We start from the raw sequence: 17,846 nt of genomic DNA, 5'->3' as shown, positions 1-17,846 counted from the left end.
GCCCCGGGACCGGTCCTCGGGGGCGCGCCGCTCGGGGCGCTCCCCGTCGGTCCCGGGCCCCGGTTCGTCCGGGCGCCCGGGCGGGCGCGTCGACGGCTCCGGGCCGCGCGGGGCTCCGCCGCCGCCACCGCCCCGTCCGTGCCCGCCGCCGCCCGGCGGGACGGCCTCCGCACGGCAGTCGATGCCGAGGATCTGCTGGACCGCCTGCCGCAGGTCGTCCTCGAAGCGCGGGAAGTTCATGAGGTCGCCCTCGGCGTCGAACATGATGCGCAGCACCTTGCCGTCGAAGGACTGCGGGGTGCCGCGCTGGACCGTGAACCACGCGACGCGGCGGATGTCCGCGAGGGCGTTGACGATCTCCGGCCAGGAGGCCCGCAGCAGGTCGATCTCGTTGCCGCCCTGCTCGCCCGCCCGGGGCGTGTCCTGGCGGGGCGCCTGCGCCGCGGCGTCCTGCCGCGGCGCGTCAGGACGCTCCGCTGCGGCGGGCGCCTCCCGTCCGGTGGGCCGCTCCGGTCCGCTGTCCTCCCGGGCGGACGGGCGCTCGGGAGCCGCCGCGGCGTGCCCGGGTTCCTGTCCAAAGCCCTGTCCAGCGCCCTGGGCGGTCCGCTCGCGCGGATCCGTCCCCCGCGGGACCGCCGGGACCGCCTGCTGCGCGTCCCCGCCGGGCGCGGGCGGTGCCGGTCGCTCCGGCGCCGGGGCAGACTGCGAGGCGGGCTGCGAGTGGCTCCGGCCCCCGGGCGGGGCGCCCGGACCCGCCGGCGCGGTCGGCGCGGAGGAGGAGGCCGCGGGGGAGGCCGCGGGGGCGTCGGGGGTCTCGTCCGGACCGGCCGCGGCGGCGCCCCGCCCGATGCTCAGGCGCCGTTCCAGCCGGTCGACGCGGGCCGTGACGCCGCGCGTGGTGTCCTCCGAGGACGGCAGGAGGATGCGCGCGCACAGCAGCTCGAGGTGCAGCTGGGGCGAGGTGGCCCCCGTCATCTCGGTGAGGGCCGTGTTCGTGATGTCGGCGGCGCGGGAGAGCTCCGCCGCTCCGAGCTGGGACGCCTGGTTGCGCAGCCGGGCGATCTGGTCCTGGGGCATGCCGTGCAGGATGTTGCCCGCGGACTCCGGGACCGCGTTGACGATGATCAGGTCTCGGAACCGCTCGAGCAGGTCCTCCACGAAGCGGCGCGGGTCCTGGCCCGTCTGCACCACCCGGTCCACCGCGCGGAACACCGTGGTGCCGTCCCCGGACGCGAAGGCGTCGACCACGTCGTCGAGCAGGGCGCCGTGCGTGTAGCCCAGCAGGGCCACGGCGAGGTCGTAGCCGATGCCCTGCTCGTCGGAGCCGGCCATGAGCTGGTCGAGCACGGAGAGGGTGTCGCGGACGGATCCGGCGCCCGCGCGGACCACGAGGGAGAGCACCCCCGGGGCCACCTGCACGTGCTCCTCGGCGCAGAGCTGCTCCAGGTAGTGCATGAGCGGCTCGGTGGGGACCAGCCGGAAGGGGTAGTGGTGGGTGCGGGACCGGATGGTGGTGAGCACCTTGCTCGGCTCGGTGGTCGCGAAGATGAACTTGATGTGCTCCGGCGGCTCCTCGACGATCTTGAGCAGGGCGTTGAAGCCCTCGCGCGTGACCATGTGCGCCTCGTCGATGATGAAGATCTTGTACCGGTCCCGGACGGGCGCGAACGTGGCGCGCTCCCGCAGGTCGCGGGCGTGGTCCACGCCGCCGTGGCTGGCCGCGTCCATCTCGATCACGTCGAGGGAGCCGGCGCCGTCCCGGGCCAGGTCGCGGCAGCTGTCGCAGCGGCCGCACGGGGTGGCGGTGGGGCCCTCCGCGCAGTTGAGGCAGCGGGCCAGGATGCGGGCGGAGGTGGTCTTGCCGCAGCCGCGCGGGCCGGAGAAGAGGTAGGCGTGGCTGACCCTGTCCTTGCGCAGCGCCGTCATCAGCGGCTCGGTCACGTGCTCCTGACCGATGACGTCCTCGAAGGTCTCCGGGCGGTAGCGGCGGTACAGGGCGGTAGTCACAGATGACACCTTAGCGACGGAATCCGACAGGCGGGCCGGGCGGATCGGCGCTGGGGACGCGGGCCGCCGCGGGGACGAGAAGACCCCTCGCGCACCCGCCAGAGCCCATTTACCCTTGCTACCTTCCGGTCCTGGGGGAGTTCAACAGGATGACGCCACGCGAGGGGCTGTCGACAAGTCTAGCGGATGCGGCGGGCCGGGTCGAAACCCGGCCCCGGCGCCGTGGATTCGGCATTGCCCGGCGGTTCGGTTATGCTGGACCCCGCATGTTCCGGCACCGTCAGGCCGCCGGTCGTGCGTGCCTGGAGGATTCGCCTAGCGGCCTATGGCGCACGCCTGGAACGCGTGTTGGGTTCACGCCCTCGGGGGTTCAAATCCCCCATCCTCCGCACTCGCAGCAAGAGCCCCGTACCGGAGACGTTCATCCCGGTGCGGGGCTCTTTCTCGTTCCTCCGCCGGCTCGCGGCCCACCGGCCCGAGGGTCGCCGGCCCGCGGCTCCGGCCGCCGCGGCGCCCCGGCGGCCGCCCCTCAGTGCGGGCGGCGCGCGCGGGAGCCGCGGGCGACGACGCCGCCGGCCGCCGCGGCGCCCAGTGCCGCGAGCCCACCGACCCACCACGCGGTGGAGGAGTCCCCGGTCGCGTCCTGCGCGGGAACCCGGGTCACGGTACCCACCGAGATGCGCGTGAGCGTCCCGGGCGTCACCTGCTGCTGCCCCGCCAGGACCTGCGCCCGCAGCGCGGCCCCGTCCCGGACCAGCGCTCCGGAGCCGGGACGGTGGGCCACGGCGGGGCCGGGCCCGACGAAGGAGGCGCGCTCCAGGGCGGAGAGCTCCCCCGGGTCCGGGTCCCGGTCCGGGTCCGGGTCCGAGCCGGGGTTCGAGTCCGCACCCGAGGGCGTGCCGGGGGCCGCCTCCGGGCGGGCATCCCCTGCGCGGTCACCTCCTGCACGGTCGTTCCCCGCGCCGCCGTCCTCTGCGCGGGCGTCTCCGGCACGGCCGTCCTCGGCGCGGACTCCGCCGGGCTCCGGTGCCGCGTGCCCCCCGGGAGCGGGGGAGGGGCGCGCGCCCGGCGCCGTGCCGCCGGGCTCCGGGGCGGGGGCGCCGCCGGGCTCGGGCGTGGTGTCGGGGGCCTCGGCGGGACCGGTTCCCGGTCGGGGGTCGGCCGGCTCGTCGTCGGACGGGGGCGCGGGGGACGGAACTCCGGCGGGGGAGTCTGCGCCCGGCGCGGGGGGCGGTGCGGTCTCGGCTGCGTGGGCCGCTCCCGGCACGGGGGCGAGCAGGAGCAGGGCGGCCAGCGCCAGGGGGCGAAGGGTCATGGGGGCGGTCTCTCCGGGGGGAAGCGGGCGGGACAGGAGCACACCGTAACTTTACGTCGTTCCGTCCCCTGCGTTCACTAATGCAATACCCTGCTGATGTGGCGGAACGGGCTGTTCCGCCGCACTCGCAGCTGCCCCCCGGCTGCGCGCCCCCCGTCCTCTCTCCCCCCAAGAGGTCCTCATGAAGCTGCCTTCATTCCCCATGCCCTCGACCGCTCTGCCCGCCGCTCTGCTGGCCGGCGCGATGCTCGCCGGGACGATGGCCGGCGCGGCCGCCCCGGCCCACGCCTCGACGACCAACACGGTCCACACCGCCGCCGGCATCTCCTCGCAGTACCACCTCTACGACGCCGGGGTGGACCGCTCGAAGACCGTGGGCGTGGTCTTCTACTTCGACGGCGACGGACAGTACTACGCCCAGCGCCCCACCACGTCGATGCTCAAGAGCATGGCCGCCCGGGCCGCGGCCCGTAACATGATCCTCGTGGTGCCGGTCGCCCCGGCCAACCGGTCCTGGACCTCCAACAGCGAGGCGGTCGGGGACTGGTTCCGCGCCCTGGCGGCCAAGGTCGTCGCCGAGCAGCGCGTCGACGCGACCCGCATCCACCTGGCCGGGTACTCCGGCGGCGCCGAGTTCATCTCCACCGAGGTGCTCTCCGACCGGGCCGGCTGGATCCGCGGCGGCGGGTCGACCCTCATCGGCGGCGGCGGCGTCTACAATGGCAGGCTCGAGAGCACTCCCGACGCCGCGCTCCGGGCCACGGACCCGACCTGGTACGTCGGCTCCCTCGACAGCTACGGCGCCACCCAGCCGTCCACCTGGTCCGCGCTGGAAGCGGCCGGCAAGGGCGCCGCCGCGTACCAGAAGGCCGGGTTCACGAAGGCCGACCGCGTGGTGATGCCCGGGCTGCACCACACCAACTACGACCTGGCCGACCTGGTCGGCGACGACGTCGACCGCCTCTACGCCGGAGCCGCCCCGAGGCCCGAGACCGTCGCGCCGACGGGCAACGACGTGGTCGACGGCTACCAGCTCACCGGTGCGATCGGGCGCACGTGGGCGGCGCTGGGCGGCACCGCGTGGGCCACCCCGGTCAGCGCGGAGTACGCCTCCGGGCACGGCTCCGTCTACCAGCGCTTCGCCGGCGCCGACGGACGGGACAAGGCCCTCTACTGGTCCGCGACCACCGGGACCCGGGTGGTCGACTACGGCGGGTCCATCGGCCGGAAGTTCGCGGCCGGCGGCTACGCGGGCAGCTACGGCCCGCCGCGGACCGACGAGCAGCGTGCCGCCGACGGCGGCGCCTACCAGCTCTTCGACGCGTCCGGGAAGCGGACCAAGATCCTGTGGTCCGCGCGCACCGGCTCGAACGCGGTCAAGGAGTACGGGGCCATCGGCCGGAAGTGGGCGGCGCTGGGCCACGAGCGGGGCCTGGGCTATCCGACCACCGACGAGTACAGCACCCCGGGCGGCGCGGCCCAGAACTACACCGGTGGGCGGATCGAGTGGAACGCCACCACCCGGGCCGTCACCGTGACCCGCGGCTGACCCCGGGCAGGCGCCGGCCGGCGGGCCCCGCAGGTGCCTCCTGCGGGGCCCGCCCCTAGGATGAACGCATGATCTTCAAGGCCGTGGGCGACTCCCGCCCGTACCCGGACCACGGCCTCGTCACGCCGACCGACTGGTCCGGCATCGCGCCGCGGCAGGTCCGGCTGGACGAGCTGGTCACCACGAAGACCACCCTGGACCTGGCGACCCTGCTGGACGCGGACTCCACCTTCTACGGCGACCTCTTCCCGCACGTGGTGCGGTGGGGAGGCGACCTCTACCTGGAGGACGGGCTGCACCGGGCCCTGCGCACCGCGCTGCACCACCGCACCGTGCTGCACGCGCGCGTGCTGGAGCTCGCCCCGGCGCCGGGCACGCGGGCGGGGAGCGAGCGGGGCGCGGTCAGGACGCCGCGCTGAGGGGTGGCCGCTCGGACGCGAGCGGCACGGGGTGGCCCCCGGCGTCGAACTGCGCCCCCAGGCCCTGCTGGATGAAGCGGACGGTGGAGCGGATGTGCTGCTCCCGCGCCGCCCGGTCCTGGTCGGAGTTCTGGCCGCGGTCCGCCGCGGCGGTCAGGGACCCGTGGACCAGGGCGGCGAGCTCCGAGATGTCGCCCTCCGGCAGGTAGGCCCGGCCGATCGCGTCCCGCAGGATCGCGGCCAGCAGGCCCTGCAGCTCGCCCACGTGCTCGCCCAGCTTCTGGTAGTCCTCCGGGGAGAGGACGGTGCGCATGGTGGGGCCCGGGGGCAGGTGGCGCCGGGTGAGGTCCTCGATCTGGGCGCGGATGTAGACGGCGAGCCGGTCGACCGGGTTGGCGACGCCCTCGAGGTCGCGGCGCAGGTCGGTCATGAACCGCTCGGTCTCGTCCAGGGCGTAGGCCACGAGGAGCTCGCCCATGTCCGCGAAGTAGTTGTAGACCGCGGTGCGGCCCACGCCGGCGTTCTTGGCCACGTGCGTCATGGTCAGACCGGTGAGGCCCTGCTGGTAGAGCAGCTGGCCGAAGGAGTCGAGGATCGCTCGTTTGGTGTTCTCCCGCTGCGCGGCGTTGGTGGCCGCAGAAATACGAGGCATGATGACACCTTATCTGTCCGTGTCACCAAATTATGCACACTTTTCTGGGCCTTGGTGACGGTGTGTCTGACTATGACACCACCGTTTCCCGCGTTCGGGCTCCTTCGCGCAGACAGTCTGGGGAAACGTCCAGGAAACCCCCAGCACGGGCGGGGTGAGGCACGGCGGGCCCGGGTGCCGATCCGGCGGCCGGGCCCGCCGCCCGCTCACCGTTCGGCGGCCGAGCCGCCCTGCCAGAGGGAGTCGAACGGGGCGCGCGAGGTGATCCGGCGCCGGATGCCGGCGGAGACGAAGGCCTTCGCGGTGCGGGCCGCCTCGAGGGGCGCGGCCCCCTTCGCCAGCTCCGCGGCGACCGCGGCGGCCAGCGTGCAGCCGGCCCCGGCCACCGGGACCTCGCCGACCTTGGGCTCGGAGAGCACCTCGAGGGTGGTCCCGTCGTAGAAGACGTCGACGGCGTCGGGGCCCGCGAGGCGGACCCCGCCCTTGGCGAGGACCACGGCGCCGGACGTCTCGTGGATCCGCCGGGCGGCCTCCTCGAGGTCCTCGACCGTGCTGATCTCGTCCATGCCGGCCAGGGAGAGGGACTCGAAGTGGTTCGGGGTCACGAACGTGGCCAGCGGCAGGATCTTCGCCTTCAGCGCCTCGTCCGTGTCCAGGGCCGCGCCGGGCTCCTGGCCCTTGCAGATGAGGACCGGGTCCAGGACGAGGTGGCGCGGCGCCAGCGCGGTGAGCACCTCGGCGGTGGTGGCGATGGTCGCGGGGCTGCCCAGCATGCCGATCTTCACGGCGTCGAGCGCGTGGGCGGCCGTGATCGCCTCGAGCTGCTCGCGCAGGACGTCCTGCGGCACGGGGAACAGGCGGTGCCCCCAGTCGGCGGACGGGTCGAAGGACACGATGCAGGTCAGCGCGAGGGAGCCGAAGACCCCGAGCTCCTGGAAGGTCTTGAGGTCCGCCTGGGCGCCGGCGCCGCCGGTGGCCTCGGAGCCGGCGATCGTCAGGGCAACGGACGGCTGGTCGGCGGGGCCCGCCGCGGCGGGCGTGGGAACGGTGCTGGTGTCGGTCATGGGAGCCATTCTGCGCCCCCGCGCGGTGCCGGGGCCAACCGCCGGGGCTAGACTGTCGGACGGTCTCCGGCCGGCACGCGGTCCCCGCAGGGGCCCGCGGCGGCGGGAAAGGGGCTCCCGGGTGGCAGGCGGGTGCCCCGGGTCCGTCCAGCACACCGCACAGATCGACCCTCGGCGTCCGCCCCGCGCGGGCCGCGCCGTGTCACGACAGATTGGTGACCGACCGTGTCCTCCTCCGCTCCTGCCCCCGCCGGGTTCGCCCGCCGTCCCCGCACGTACTTCGACCTGGTGGTCGCGGCGTACTGCGTGGTCCTGGTGCTCTCCAACGTCGCCGCGACCAAGGGCGTCGCGTTCGGCCCCGTCATCACCGACGGAGGCTTCTTCCTCTTCCCCCTCGCCTACGTCCTGGGCGACGTCGTGGCGGAGGTCTACGGCTTCCGGGCCGCGCGCCGCGCCATCGTCACGTCCTTCGCCGCGGGGCTGTTCTCCTCGGTCGTGTTCTGGCTGGTCATCGCTCTGCCCCCGGCGGAGTTCTACGAGGGCCAGGCGGCCTTCGAGTCCGTGCTCGGCCCCGTCCCGCTCATCGTGGCCGGCTCCCTGCTGGGCTATCTCGCGGGGCAGCTGCTGAACGCGTTCGTGATGGTCCGGATCAAGGCGCGCACGCGGGAGAAGCACCTGTGGGCCCGGCTCATCGGCTCGACGCTCGTGGGCGAGCTCGTGGACACCGTGATCTTCTGCTCCGTGGCGGCCCCGGTCATCGGCATCACCACCGCGGCCGACTTCCTCAACTACGTGGTGGTGGGCTACGTGTACAAGGTCCTGGTCGAGGTGCTGGTCATGCCGGTGACCTACGCCGTGATCGGCTGGCTCAAGCGCCGGGAGCCGACCTACGGCGAGTCCGCCGTCCCGGGGGCGGCCCTCGCGCCCCAGCGCTGACGGGCCCGGGCGCCCCGCCCGGCCGGGGCGGTGCGCGGGCCTACGATGAGCGCATGGATCTCCTCACGGGCACCGGACTCGCGGCCTCGGCGGGGCTGAACGCCTACATCCCGCTCGTGGTGCTGGGCCTGCTGGACCGCTGGACCGAGGTCGTCGACCTCGGCCCGGGCTTCGCCTGGCTGTCGAACGGGTGGGTCCTGACGGTCCTGGCCGTGCTGCTGGCCGTGGAGGTGGTGGCGGACAAGGTCCCGGTCGTGGACTCCTTCAACGACCTGCTGCAGACCTTCGTGCGCCCGACCGCCGGGGGCATCGTCTTCGGCTCCTCGGCCACCGCCCAGATCGCCGGGATCGACCTCGGCGGGCAGACGGCGACCGTCACGGACCCGGAGGCGTTCCTCTCCTCGCACGCCTGGATCCCCGTGGCCACCGGGGTGGTGATCGCCCTGGTGGTGCACGTGACCAAGACGGTCTCGCGGCCGGCCGTCAACACCCTCAGCGCCGGGGCCGCGGCGCCCGTGGTCTCGACCGTGGAGGACGTCTCCGCGCTCACGCTGTCCCTCGTGGCCGTCCTCCTGCCGCTGCTCGTCCTCGTGCTGCTGGCCGCCGTCGCCGTCCTGCTGTTCTTCCTCTACCGCGGGCTCCGGCGCCGCCGCCGGCCGGGGCCGGACCCCGGCCGGCCGGGCGCCGCCGGCACGGCTCAGAAGCCGAGATAGGCCAGCTGCGCGCCCACCGAGCTCCGGGCGGCGGGCAGCACGTGCTCCGGGACGTCGGCGTAGATCCGCGCCGTGATGGCCTCGAGCGTCGCGGCGCGGCCCAGGGCCCGCAGGGCCTCCCGGACCTCGCCGAGACGCTCCATCCGGTGCTCGAGCAGCTCCTCGCACACCGCCTCCACGTCCTCCCGCACGTCCCCGTGCGCCGGGAGGACCAGGGCGTCGCCCAGCACCGCCAGGCGCTGCAGGGAGCGCAGGTAGTCGCCCAGGCTCCCGTCCGGGTGGTCGAGCATCGTGGTCCCCCGCCCCAGGACCGTGTCGCCCGTGAGCACCGAGCCCGAGGTGCGCCCCGCGGCGGCGGTGGCCGCGCCCGCGACCGGGGTGTCGTCGGGCAGGTGGAAGCTCACGGAGTCGGAGGTGTGCCCGGGGGTGTGCAGCACCCGGATGCGGCACCCGGCGGCCTCGATCGTCTCGCGGTCGAGCAGCGGTCCGGCGTCGCGGCAGAACTGCGGCAGGACGGCGCGCACGGGCGCGCCGGTGAGCGCGTGGAAGTCGTCGACGGCCTCGGTGTGGTCCGCGTGGCGGTGCGTGATCAGCGTCAGGACGGTCCGCCCCGCCGCGGCCAGGGCGGCGAGGTGCCCGCGGTCGGCCGGCCCCGGGTCGACGACGACGACGTCCTGCTGCCCCGGCGCCCCGACCAGCCACGAGTTGGTGCCGTCCAGGGTCATGGGGCCCGGGTTGGGGGCGGTCAGCCGCCGGGTCAGGGCGGTGGTGCGGGTGCCGGCGTCCTGGGTCATGCGGGCAGACTATCCGAGCCCGGCGGGGGACCGGCGCCCCGGCTCACCCCGCGGCCAGCAGGGTCTCGAGCCGGGCGAAGGAGCCGCGCCACGCCGCGGCCGCCCCGGGGTGCACCGCGGGGGGCAGCGGCCCCTGCGTGAGCACCAGCAGGGTGCCCCCCTCCTGGGTGGGGACGAACTCGGTGCGCGTCAGCACGTGGCCGGCGGTGGGCCGGCCGTCCGGTCCGGGCAGCGCCTCGCGGCCCTCGAGCAGGACGTCCCGCTCGACCCGCAGATAGGTGCCGTGCACCGGTGCCACCTGGGCGGGGTCGGTGTCGTGGACCATGCGGAAGCGCTGCCGGCCCCCGGGCCTGACCTCGAGCAGCACCGACTCCCGGGGCACGCTCCAGCCCGGCGGACCGAACCAGGCGGCGAGCCGGTCCGGCTCCGTGAAGGCGGCGAAGACCGCGGCCGGGGGGTGCGCGAGGGCGTGGGAGACGGAGAAGACCTCCGCGGGGTCCAGATCGGTGACGTCCATGCCCCCCATTGTCCCCGGTCGCTCTCGGCCCCCGGGCGCGGCGGTCGGTACAGTGGCGCACGTGAGCACCGAACCCGCGCCGGAGCCGGGGCCCCGCGAGCCCGGCACGCGGCCGGCCTGGGTCACCGCGCTCAAGGGCGGTGCGCTCCTGCTGCTGCTGGCCGTGGCGGTCTGGTACCTCATCGGCCACGAGCTGCCCACCGTGGAGCAGGTCCGGGTCTTCGTCGAGGGCTTCGGCGCGTGGGGGCCCGTCGTCTTCGCCGCGGTCTTCGTCCTCGTGGCGGCCACGCCGGTCCCGGTGACGATCATGGCCGTGTCCGGGGGATTCCTCTTCGGCATGGCCCAGGGCAGCGTGGTCGGCGTCCTGGCCACCACGGCGGGAGCCTGGCTGGGGTACTGGCTCGCGCGGTTCCTCGGCCGCGACGCCCTGTACCGGCTCGCGGGCAACCGGGTCGAGCTGGTGGAGCGCAAGCTCGTCGGCAAGGGCTTCCTCACGGTGCTCGTGCTCCGGCCCGTCCTGCCCAACTGGACCCTCAGCTACGGTGCGGGCCTCGTGCGCATCCCGCAGCGCGACTACCTCGGCGCCACCCTGCTCGGCGGGATGCCGGGCCAGGTGAGCTTCGCCGCCGTGGGGGCCTTCACGTCCCGGCCGTCGTGGCCGGCCCTCGCGGCGGTCGCAGCCTCCTGGGCGGTCGTGGTGGTCGTGGGCGTGCTCGCCTGGCGGCGCTCCCGCGGCGAGTCCGAGCGCGCCCCCGAGGCCGACGGCGTGGGGAGCGCCGACTAGGCTCGGCCGCGCCGCGGGTCCACGGCACGGCGACGCCCGGTCCTCGGAGCGAGGACCGGGCGGACGCCGTTCGGGGTGACCGGCCGGTGCGGCCGTGCGGTCCCCGGGCCTAGACCTGGGGCCGGACCGCGGTGGACCCGTCGGTCGGCTCGTTGCCGAGGAGATGGAGCTTGCCGCTCCTGCGGTCGGCGAGGTACTCCTTCATGTCCCGCTTGATGACGGGCAGCAGCAGGTAGACGCCCAGCAGGTTCACGAACCCGCAGACGAACAGCGCCGCGTCCGCGAAGCTGATGACCTCGCTGAAGGTCAGGACGCAGCCCGCGATCGTGAAGAACAGGTAGATGCCGCGGAAGATGTTGTCGCTGAGCCGGCTGCGCCCGAACAGGTACTCCCACGCCTTGAGCCCGTAGTAGAACCAGGTGATCAGGGTGGAGAAGGCGAACAGGACCACCGCGACGGCCAGCACGATCGGGAACCAGGGGATGACCGTCGCGAAGGCGTCCGAGGTGAGGATGACGCCGTCCGGGGCGCCCCCGCCGGCCTGCACCTGGTCGATGCCGGCCTGCAGGCTCGGCGCGCCGGCGATGATGATGGCCAGGGCCGTCATGGTGCAGATCAGCACGGTGTCGACGAGCGGCTCGAACAGGGCCACGAAGCCCTCGCTCACGGGGCGGCGGGTCTTGACGGCGGAGTGGGCGATCGCGGCGGAGCCGAGACCGGCCTCGTTGGAGAACGCGGCACGCTGGAAGCCCACGATCATGACGCCCAGGACGCCGCCGGCCATGCCCTCGGGAGAGAACGCGCCGTCGATGATCGACGCGACCGCGCCCGGCACGTGGTCGAGGTTGGTGAGGATGACGATCAGGCAGGCGGTGACGTAGACGGCGCCCATGGCCGGCACGAGCCGGCTGGTGGTGGCGCCGATCGACTTGATGCCGCCGATGATGACCAGGCCCACGAACAGGGCGAGGACGATGCCGAAGATCAGGGCCGCCCCGGCGCTGCCGAGGAAGCCGTCGGCGCCGCCGGTGACGTTCTGCACCTGGGCGAAGGTCTGGTTGGCCTGGAACATGTTGCCGCCGGCCGCGCCGAAGAACAGGATCGCCACGGCGAAGACGCCGGTGAGGATCTTGGCGGGGATGCGGCCGAACTTGCTGAAGGCGATGGGCAGGTAGCGGAAGGGCCCGCCGCTGACCGTGCCGTCGTCGTGGACCTCGCGGTACTTCACGCCCAGGGTGCACTCGGCGAACTTGGTCGCCATGCCGAGCAGGCCGGCGCAGATCATCCAGAACGTCGCGCCGGGGCCGCCGAGGGCCATGGCCGCGCCGACGCCGGCGATGTTGCCCAGCCCCACGGTCCCCGACAGGGCGGAGGTCAGGGCCTGGAAGTGCGGCACCTCGCCGGGGTCGTCCTTGGTCGAGAACTTGCCCCGCACCACGTCGGCGGCGACCTTCAGACCGCGGAACTGGATGAACCCGAAGTAGATCGTGAAGATCACGCCGGCCGCGATGAGCCAGGCCACGACGAACGGGAAGCTCACCCCCGCGATGGTGATGGGATAGAAGACGATGGTCGAGAAGACCTCGGTGATCGGAGCGAACGCACTGTTGATGGCGTTGTCGATCGCTGCGAGCCACCCGACGTCGTCGGTGACGGTAGTCATGGGTAACGCCTGCGTGATCTGCATCTCACCACTACACCCTGTGGACAGCCCGTTGGCAACAGACACGCTTGTCGCCGAAAGAGCCATCTTGCCGTGGCAACAAAGAATTAACACGCAGCGGCCCGGCCTCCGCGCGAGGACGTCTCGTCGCGAGGGGGCCGGGCCGCAGGCGGTGCCGGGGCGGCGTCACCGTTGACGCCGCCGGCGCGGGGTCAACGACCGGCGCGGGTCCCGCCGGCCAGGAACTGGGGGGCGGTCATGGCGCACACGCGCAGGCCGCGGGCCAGGTCGCTGCCGGCGCTGCGGAGGGCGCCGCCCACCGAGGTGGCGCGGGACGGTGCCGCAGCCCGGCCGATGGCGGTGAAGAGGAGGGCGGGGAGGCCGAAGACGAGGAGGAGAGCCATGGCAGCAGGCAACTTTCTGTGGGTGGTGCGGGGAGGTCCTGGGGTCCGAGGGCGTGCGGCCGGGTGGTCCGGCGAGCAGCGGCGCCTCGGTTGACATCTGAAGTCTAACGGGCCGATAGTGAATCAATCAATGTGAGAACCCTCACCAGAGAGGTGAATCGTTGCGTCTTGACGAGATTGACCAGCAGATCGTTGCGTCCTTGGTCCAGGACAGCCGGGAGAGCTACGCGGCCATCGGCCAGAAGGTGGGTCTGTCGGCCCCCGCGGTGAAGCGGCGGGTCGACGTCCTGCAGCAGACCGGGGCCATCAAGCGCTTCACGGCGGAGCTCGACCCGTCGGTCATGGGGTGGAACATCCAGGCGTTCGTGGAGCTGCACTGCGACGGCGGGCTCTCGCCGTCGATGATGCGCACCATGGCCGCCGAGATCGCCGAGGTGACCGCGGCCTACACGGTGACCGGCGAGGCGGACGGCATCTTCCTCATCCGGGCCGAGAACACCACCCACCTGGAGGACGTCATGGTCCGGATCAGGGAGTGGAAGGGCATCAACCACACGAGGAGCTCGGTCATCCTCTCGCACCTCTGAGCGCGGCCCGCCGGGCTCTGGAATACTGGCCGCACAGCACCCTCGTCACCGCATCGGAGGACCGGTCATGGAGAACGCAGCGGAAGCAGTCGTCGTCGTCGGGGTCGACGGATCCCCCCAGTCCGTGGAGGCGCTGCGCTGGGGCGCGCGTCTCGCGCCCGCGTACGGGGCGACCGTCAAGGTGGTGGGGGCGTGGGAGAACCCGCCCGAGTACGTCGGCTTCGTCCACTTCAAGGACGACCGGTTCGACGAGCTCGCCCGGGAGCGGGTGGAGCGGGCCGTCCAGGAGGCGTTCGGGGCGGACGTGCCGGCCGGACTCAGCACCGTGGTGGAGTTCGGCCACCCGTCCAAGGTGCTGATGCGCCACTGCGAGGGGGCCGAGCTGCTGGTCGTGGGACGCCGGGGCCACGGCGGCTTCAAAGGGCTGCTGATGGGGTCGACGAGCTCCGCGTGCGTCGCCCACGCCCCGTGCCCGGTGCTCGTCCTCCCCGACGAGACGGTCGATGCCGGGCGGGCGGAGGACTCCGGGCAGGCGCAGGGGGCCGGGCCCGCCGGCTGAGGCGCCGCCCGTCCCGCCCGGGACCGGAGGGACTCGTCCGCCGTGTCCCCACAACATGCTCCCGCGATCGTGCGCGCGGCGCCGCGGGCTCTGTGATACTGATCACGTCAGCGTGATCACGTGAGCAAAGGATTCGGCATGAGCAACGGAACCGCAGCAGCGATCGTCGTCGGGGTCGACGGCTCCCAGCAGTCCGTCGAGGCGCTGCGCTGGGCGGCGCGGATCGCGCCGTCCTTCGGTGCGGGCATCAGGGCGGTCGGGGCGTGGGACTACCCGCCCGAGTACGCCGGGTACGTCCCGCTGGGCAGCGACAACTTCGACGAGGTCACCCAGAAGCAGGTGGACAAGGCGGTGCGGGAGGCCTTCGGCGACGACGTGCCGGCCGGGCTCACCACCTCCGTGGTGTTCGGCCACCCGTCGAAGGTCCTGGTGCACGAGAGCGAGGACGCCACGATGCTCGTCGTCGGGCGCCGGGGCCACGGCGGGTTCCGCGGGCTGCTGCTGGGCTCGGTCAGCGCCGCGTGCGTCGCCCACGCGAAGTGCCCGGTGCTCGTGATCCACGAGCACCCCGAGGCGGAGGGGCCGGCTCAGGAACGTCCCGCGTAGTAGCGGCCCAGGACCTCGTCCCGGTACTCGAAGTACGTCCCGTCGGCCATGGCCTCGCGGGCGCCGTCCACCATGCGCACGACGAACCGCTCGTTGTGGATCGACGTGAGCGTCGCGGACAGGCGCTCCTTGGCCTTGAACAGGTGGTGCAGGTACGCCCGGGTGTAGTGGGCGCACGTGTAGCAGTCGCAGCCGCTGTCGATCGGGGCGAGGTCCGTGCGGAAGCGGGCGTTGCTGACGGTGAAGCGTCCGTCCGGGGCGTACACGGTCCCGGTGCGGGCCACCCGGGTGGGGGAGACGCAGTCGAAGGTGTCCGCGCCGTTCTCGAGAGCCGTGAAGATGTCGTCCGGCTCCGAGATCCCCAGCAGGTGCCGTGGCCGGTCCTCGGGCAGCTCCTCGTTGCACCAGCGCACGATCGTGCCGAGGTTCTCCTTCTCGAGGGCCCCGCCGATGCCGAACCCGTCGAAGTCCATCGCGCCCAGGTCCCGGCACGCCTTCCGGCGCAGGTCCTCGTACTGGGCGCCCTGGATCACGCCGAACAGGGCCTGGTAGGGCCGGTCGGCGCGCTCCTCGGTGAGCCGGGCGTGCTCGGCGACGCACCGCAGCGCCCACCGGCGGGTCCGCTCGAGGGACGTCTCCTGGTAGCCGCGGGAGTTGTGCAGCGTGGTCAGCTCGTCGAACGCGAACATGATGTCCGCGCCCAGCCGGTGCTGCACCTGCATGGAGATCTCCGGGGTGAAGCGGTGGACGTCCCCGTTGATGTGGGACGTGAACGTGACCCCGTCGTCGTCGACCCGCGCCATGCGCTCCTTGCCGGTCGCGACGTCGTCGTCCCCCGCCGCCGAGGCCGCGACCGTGGACATGTCGATGACCTTCCGGAACCCCGAGCCCAGGGACATGACCTGGAAGCCCCCGGAGTCCGTGAAGGTGGGGCCGGACCAGTTCATGAACGCTCCGAGCCCGCCCGCGGCGTCCAGGACGTCCGCGCCGGGCTGGAGGTAGAGGTGGTAGGCGTTGGCGAGCAGGGCCTGCGCGCCGAGCTCCGCCATGGACTCGGGCAGCACCGCCTTGACGGTGGCGGCGGTGCCGACGGGGACGAACGCGGGGGTGCGGATCGTCCCGTGCGGGGTGGTGATGGTCCCGGTGCGGCCCAGGAACGGGCCGCCGTTGGCCTCGAGGCGCCCGCCGGCGATCGTGGCGGTCTCGGCGAGCCGGTGCTCCACCGCGAAGCCGAAGTCGGAGCGGGCGGCGGCGGGGAGCAGGGTCTCTTCTGGAGCGGGCACCCGTCCATTGTGCGTCACCGCCCCGGGGGCGGGTGACGGCGAGCGCCCGTGCGCCGGTGACGCCGCTCAGCGGCCCCAGCCGGCGTGGGCCACGGCCTGGCGCACCAGGTCTCCGCGACCGCCCGCGAACTCCGCCTGCACCTCGGGGCTGAGCGCCTCCTCGGGGCTCATCCAGGACAGCTGCAGGGCGTCCTGGCGGGGGCTGCACTCCCCGCGCACCGGCACGATGTAGCTCAGGGCCACCGCGTGCTGCCGGTCGTCGGTCAGCCCCGTCTCGGACGGCGAGGGGAAGAACTCGGCCACGGCGAAGGGCGTGGTGGAGACCGGCAGCTGCGGGAACGCCATGGCCCCCAGGTCCTTCTCCAGGTGGCGCAGCAGCGCGGCCCGGATGGTCTCCCGGTACAGCACCCGGCCGGAGACGAAGGTGTACATCATCTTCCCCTCGGGGGTCGCCTGCAGCAGCAGCCCGATCTCGGAGAGGTAGCCCAGCGGATCGAGCCGGACCGGCAGGGCCTGCACGTAGACCATCGGCAGGCGGCGCCGGGCCTCCTGCAGGTCGTCCTCGTTGAGCCAACCGGGGTTCGGATCGGGGGTGCGGAGGAAGTTCATACTGCTGTTCTATCCCAAGACCCCGGGCGGGGCCACGGCCCGCACCGCCCGGGGCGGCCGGTTCAGCGCTCAGCGGAGCCGGTGTCCCCGAAGACCGCTCCCGGGCGGGCCAGCCGGGCGGCGGCCTCCAGGACCGTCCACGCCTGCACCTGCGTGGACAGCTCGACCGGCACGCCGGGGCGCTGCGACTCGTCGGCGTGCCGTGCCGGGTCCGGGGAGAAGATCGCGACCGTCTCGCCGGCGGCCGCCGGTGCGGTGGGCGGCGCGTTGAAGTCCACCGCGGGATCGAACTCCCGCCGGCCCGCCCACAGGGCGTCGGCGGTGCCGGTCACGAGCGCGGCCGCGGTGCGGCGCGCCGCGGCGGGCAGTCCCGGGTGCAGGGCGGCATCGGAGAGGTAGCGGGCCAGGATCCCGCTGAACAGGCCGCCGTCCCCGCCGCCGTGGGTGCGCAGGACGGGGCGTCCGTCCAGGTCGCGGCCGTACTCCTGCGCGGCGCCCGCCACCACGTCGGCGGCCGTGCGCAGCAGGTCCGCCCGGTCCTGCTCGCCCGTGCCCGGGGCGTCCGCGAGCTCGAGGAGCAGACCGAGCACCGGCCCGGAGTTGTAGCTGAACAGCCTCTCGTCCCGGCGCGTCACCTCGGTGCCGGACCCGGCGGCGACCAGCTGCAGACCGTCGTGGAAGACCTTCCGTTCCGGGTCCCAGAGGGTGGCCCGCAGCCAGTCGAGCACCGCGCCGGCCTGTTCCCGGCGGTGCGTGCGCACGAAGCCGAGGGCCGTGGGCGCGGAGGACGCCGTGTTCTTGACGTCGTGGCGGGTGTTCCAGAAGACCCCGCCCCCGAGGTCCCCGGTGTGGCCCCGCTCGAGCCGGGCGAGCAGGGCGCTGCCCGCGTCCAGGCACGCGACGTCCGGCCGGCCGGTCAGGGCGCGGTCCAGCTCGGCGAGACGGCCCACGGCCAGCAGCAGCCACGCCATGTCGTCGTAGTAGGAGTTGTGGGTCACCCGGCCGCCGCTGCGCAGGGTGATGCCCCGCAGCAGGCGGTGCCCCTCCCGGCGGAACCGCCGGGCCCGCGCCGGGTCGTCCCGGTGCCGCAGCCCGGCGTCCACGAGGGCGTCGAGCAGGTGCGCCTGCCACCAGTAGTGCCACGGGGCCTTCGGGGACGTGGGACGCGGGTGCGCCGGGGCGCCGAGCAGCGTGCCGGGCACCCCCAGCGCCCGTCCGGCGAACAGCTCTCGGACCGAGTGGGCGGCCTTGTCGGCACGCAGCGCGGCCGCGGCGCCCGGTGCGGCGGCGCCGGGGTGCTCGGTGGGCGTGGGGTGTGCGGTGGGCTCGGGGGTCGCCGCGGTGGGCGCGGCGCCCGCTCCGGTCGTCGGGGGCATGGGAACTCC

Annotated in this window: 19 protein-coding genes, 1 tRNA gene and 1 other RNA gene; 9 read left to right on the top strand and 12 right to left on the bottom strand. The window is 73.9% G+C overall.

Features of this window, described 5'->3' with window-relative positions; all coding sequences use genetic code 11:
* Positions 1–2,007: DNA polymerase III subunit gamma and tau (locus CK505_RS12740; RefSeq protein WP_141246821.1), on the bottom strand; the 2,007-nt coding region annotated here is incomplete at its 3' end.
* A gap of 75 nt (positions 2,008–2,082) precedes the next feature.
* An RNA gene (ffs, locus tag CK505_RS12735) (signal recognition particle sRNA small type) lies at positions 2,083–2,179 on the bottom strand.
* 132 nt (positions 2,180–2,311) lie between these two features.
* Between ffs and CK505_RS12730 the strand changes: the two genes are divergently transcribed.
* Positions 2,312–2,396, top strand: a tRNA-Ser gene (locus CK505_RS12730).
* Between the two features lie 140 nt (positions 2,397–2,536).
* On the opposite strand, the gene CK505_RS12725 is transcribed toward CK505_RS12730, so the two are convergent.
* Positions 2,537–3,322, bottom strand: coding sequence for a hypothetical protein (locus CK505_RS12725; RefSeq protein WP_095651293.1), 786 nt, complete (start codon positions 3,320–3,322; stop codon positions 2,537–2,539).
* Positions 3,323–3,503: 181 nt separating this feature from the next.
* Between CK505_RS12725 and CK505_RS12720 the strand changes: the two genes are divergently transcribed.
* Together CK505_RS12720 and CK505_RS12715 are read left to right on the top strand one after the other, a co-directional pair.
* Entirely contained in the window at positions 3,504–4,871 is a 1,368-nt protein-coding gene (locus CK505_RS12720; protein WP_095651292.1) for a hypothetical protein, read from the top strand.
* A gap of 68 nt (positions 4,872–4,939) precedes the next feature.
* Entirely contained in the window at positions 4,940–5,290 is a 351-nt protein-coding gene (locus CK505_RS12715) for a type II toxin-antitoxin system VapB family antitoxin (protein WP_017833886.1), read from the top strand.
* On the opposite strand, the gene CK505_RS12710 is transcribed toward CK505_RS12715, so the two are convergent.
* Positions 5,274–5,942, bottom strand: coding sequence for a TetR/AcrR family transcriptional regulator (locus CK505_RS12710; RefSeq protein WP_017833887.1), 669 nt, complete (start codon positions 5,940–5,942; stop codon positions 5,274–5,276). The genes CK505_RS12715 and CK505_RS12710 overlap by 17 nt on opposite strands.
* 206 nt (positions 5,943–6,148) lie before the next feature.
* Entirely contained in the window at positions 6,149–7,006 is an 858-nt protein-coding gene (locus CK505_RS12705; protein ID WP_095651291.1) for a hydroxymethylpyrimidine/phosphomethylpyrimidine kinase, read from the bottom strand.
* Positions 7,007–7,231: 225 nt separating this feature from the next.
* Between CK505_RS12705 and CK505_RS12700 the strand changes: the two genes are divergently transcribed.
* Entirely contained in the window at positions 7,232–7,942 is a 711-nt protein-coding gene (locus tag CK505_RS12700) for a queuosine precursor transporter (protein ID WP_095651290.1), read from the top strand.
* Positions 7,943–7,995: 53 nt separating this feature from the next.
* Positions 7,996–8,655 carry a DUF4126 domain-containing protein gene (locus CK505_RS12695; RefSeq protein WP_095651289.1) on the top strand — a complete coding sequence of 220 codons (660 nt, stop codon included), beginning with the start codon at positions 7,996–7,998 and terminating at the stop codon, positions 8,653–8,655.
* Here CK505_RS12695 and CK505_RS12690 read toward each other — a convergent pair.
* Positions 8,640–9,449 carry an MBL fold metallo-hydrolase gene (locus CK505_RS12690; protein ID WP_035927815.1) on the bottom strand — a complete coding sequence of 270 codons (810 nt, stop codon included), beginning with the start codon at positions 9,447–9,449 and terminating at the stop codon, positions 8,640–8,642. The genes CK505_RS12695 and CK505_RS12690 overlap by 16 nt on opposite strands.
* Before the next feature lie 43 nt (positions 9,450–9,492).
* Positions 9,493–9,966 carry an SRPBCC domain-containing protein gene (locus tag CK505_RS12685; RefSeq protein WP_158279191.1) on the bottom strand — a complete coding sequence of 158 codons (474 nt, stop codon included), beginning with the start codon at positions 9,964–9,966 and terminating at the stop codon, positions 9,493–9,495.
* Positions 9,967–10,027: 61 nt separating this feature from the next.
* Here CK505_RS12685 and CK505_RS12680 point away from each other — a divergent pair, with 61 nt between their 5' ends.
* A complete protein-coding gene (locus CK505_RS12680) occupies positions 10,028–10,750 on the top strand; it encodes a TVP38/TMEM64 family protein (RefSeq protein ID WP_146200219.1) in 723 nt (240 codons plus the stop codon).
* 109 nt (positions 10,751–10,859) lie between these two features.
* Here CK505_RS12680 and CK505_RS12675 read toward each other — a convergent pair whose 3' ends face one another.
* Together CK505_RS12675 and CK505_RS12670 are read right to left on the bottom strand one after the other, a co-directional pair.
* Complete coding sequence (locus tag CK505_RS12675; protein WP_255250953.1) at positions 10,860–12,413, bottom strand: sodium:alanine symporter family protein; 1,554 nt, start codon at positions 12,411–12,413, stop codon at positions 10,860–10,862.
* A 212-nt stretch (positions 12,414–12,625) separates the two neighbouring features.
* Complete coding sequence (locus tag CK505_RS12670) at positions 12,626–12,817, bottom strand: hypothetical protein (protein ID WP_017833895.1); 192 nt, start codon at positions 12,815–12,817, stop codon at positions 12,626–12,628.
* A 161-nt stretch (positions 12,818–12,978) separates the two neighbouring features.
* Here CK505_RS12670 and CK505_RS12665 point away from each other — a divergent pair, with 161 nt between their 5' ends.
* From CK505_RS12665 to CK505_RS12655, 3 genes are all read left to right on the top strand, one after another.
* Positions 12,979–13,404: an Lrp/AsnC family transcriptional regulator gene (locus tag CK505_RS12665; RefSeq protein ID WP_035927806.1), complete on the top strand. Its 426-nt coding sequence runs from the start codon at positions 12,979–12,981 to the stop codon at positions 13,402–13,404.
* A 67-nt stretch (positions 13,405–13,471) separates the two neighbouring features.
* A complete protein-coding gene (locus CK505_RS12660) occupies positions 13,472–13,963 on the top strand; it encodes a universal stress protein (protein WP_095651286.1) in 492 nt (163 codons plus the stop codon).
* A 138-nt stretch (positions 13,964–14,101) separates the two neighbouring features.
* On the top strand, positions 14,102–14,569 hold the full coding sequence (locus CK505_RS12655) for a universal stress protein (protein WP_095651285.1): 468 nt from the start codon (positions 14,102–14,104) through the stop codon (positions 14,567–14,569).
* Here CK505_RS12655 and tgt read toward each other — a convergent pair.
* The 3 genes from tgt to CK505_RS12640 form a co-directional block, all read right to left on the bottom strand.
* Complete coding sequence (gene tgt, locus CK505_RS12650; RefSeq protein WP_172604911.1) at positions 14,551–15,852, bottom strand: tRNA guanosine(34) transglycosylase Tgt; 1,302 nt, start codon at positions 15,850–15,852, stop codon at positions 14,551–14,553. The two genes, CK505_RS12655 and tgt, sit on opposite strands and share 19 nt — an antisense overlap.
* A gap of 66 nt (positions 15,853–15,918) precedes the next feature.
* A complete protein-coding gene (locus CK505_RS12645) occupies positions 15,919–16,461 on the bottom strand; it encodes an NUDIX hydrolase family protein (protein ID WP_017833900.1) in 543 nt (180 codons plus the stop codon).
* Positions 16,462–16,523: 62 nt separating this feature from the next.
* Positions 16,524–17,837, bottom strand: coding sequence for a glycoside hydrolase family 76 protein (locus tag CK505_RS12640; RefSeq protein WP_176475342.1), 1,314 nt, complete (start codon positions 17,835–17,837; stop codon positions 16,524–16,526).
* Positions 17,838–17,846 lie beyond the last annotated feature (9 nt).

The sequence above is a fragment of the Kocuria sp. WN036 genome (assembly GCF_002287015.1).
In the GTDB taxonomy this organism is placed as follows: Bacteria; Actinomycetota; Actinomycetes; order Actinomycetales; family Micrococcaceae; genus Kocuria; species Kocuria rosea.
This window is presented reverse-complemented; position numbering and strand designations above follow the sequence as displayed.

Excerpts from the sequence above, each read along its gene's own strand:
- CK505_RS12690 (WP_035927815.1), bottom strand. The coding sequence starts at position 9,449 with ATGACCCAGGACGCCGGCACCCGCACCACCGCCCTGACCCGGCGGCTG.
- CK505_RS12695 (WP_095651289.1), top strand. The coding sequence starts at position 7,996 with ATGGATCTCCTCACGGGCACCGGACTCGCGGCCTCGGCGGGGCTGAAC.
- CK505_RS12660 (WP_095651286.1), top strand. The coding sequence starts at position 13,472 with ATGGAGAACGCAGCGGAAGCAGTCGTCGTCGTCGGGGTCGACGGATCC.
- CK505_RS12710 (WP_017833887.1), bottom strand. The coding sequence starts at position 5,942 with ATGCCTCGTATTTCTGCGGCCACCAACGCCGCGCAGCGGGAGAACACC.
- CK505_RS12725 (WP_095651293.1), bottom strand. The coding sequence starts at position 3,322 with ATGACCCTTCGCCCCCTGGCGCTGGCCGCCCTGCTCCTGCTCGCCCCC.
- CK505_RS12720 (WP_095651292.1), top strand. The coding sequence starts at position 3,504 with ATGAAGCTGCCTTCATTCCCCATGCCCTCGACCGCTCTGCCCGCCGCT.
- CK505_RS12655 (WP_095651285.1), top strand. The coding sequence starts at position 14,102 with ATGAGCAACGGAACCGCAGCAGCGATCGTCGTCGGGGTCGACGGCTCC.
- CK505_RS12705 (WP_095651291.1), bottom strand. The coding sequence starts at position 7,006 with ATGACCGACACCAGCACCGTTCCCACGCCCGCCGCGGCGGGCCCCGCC.
- CK505_RS12715 (WP_017833886.1), top strand. The coding sequence starts at position 4,940 with ATGATCTTCAAGGCCGTGGGCGACTCCCGCCCGTACCCGGACCACGGC.
- CK505_RS12675 (WP_255250953.1), bottom strand. The coding sequence starts at position 12,413 with ATGACTACCGTCACCGACGACGTCGGGTGGCTCGCAGCGATCGACAAC.
- CK505_RS12670 (WP_017833895.1), bottom strand. The coding sequence starts at position 12,817 with ATGGCTCTCCTCCTCGTCTTCGGCCTCCCCGCCCTCCTCTTCACCGCC.
- CK505_RS12645 (WP_017833900.1), bottom strand. The coding sequence starts at position 16,461 with ATGAACTTCCTCCGCACCCCCGATCCGAACCCCGGTTGGCTCAACGAG.
- CK505_RS12685 (WP_158279191.1), bottom strand. The coding sequence starts at position 9,966 with ATGGACGTCACCGATCTGGACCCCGCGGAGGTCTTCTCCGTCTCCCAC.
- CK505_RS12640 (WP_176475342.1), bottom strand. The coding sequence starts at position 17,837 with ATGCCCCCGACGACCGGAGCGGGCGCCGCGCCCACCGCGGCGACCCCC.